Here is a 246-nt window from a genome sequence, read left to right as displayed (position 1 = left end):
CCAGCACCGTCCACGCCTGCTCGGACAACCAGAACAACCGCGCCATGGCCAATCTCCACCGCTGAACCTCAATCAGTGGCGAAACGCACAAACGATTCAATGGGTTGTATTGGTTCCCTACCTAGGGTCTGGACTCAATCAAGCCCAATAAGTGATGGCGGAGACGAGGCAGACGGCGGCGAGGAAGTTGCGAGCGGTCTTGTCGTATCGTGTTGCGATGCCGCGGAAATCCTTGATGCGGCAGAA

Annotated in this window: 1 pseudogene; it reads right to left on the bottom strand. The window is 56.9% G+C overall.

Annotated features, from left to right (window positions below):
- Positions 1-138: 138 nt before the first annotated feature.
- A pseudogene (locus tag ACI6QG_RS19715) lies at positions 139-246 on the bottom strand (IS5/IS1182 family transposase); the annotation flags it as partial.

It is taken from the genome of Sabulicella flocculans, from assembly GCF_045449635.1.
GTDB lineage: Bacteria > Pseudomonadota > Alphaproteobacteria > Acetobacterales > Acetobacteraceae > Roseococcus.
The sequence above is the reverse complement of the archived record's forward strand: the minus strand, read 5'-3'. Positions and strand labels throughout refer to the sequence as shown.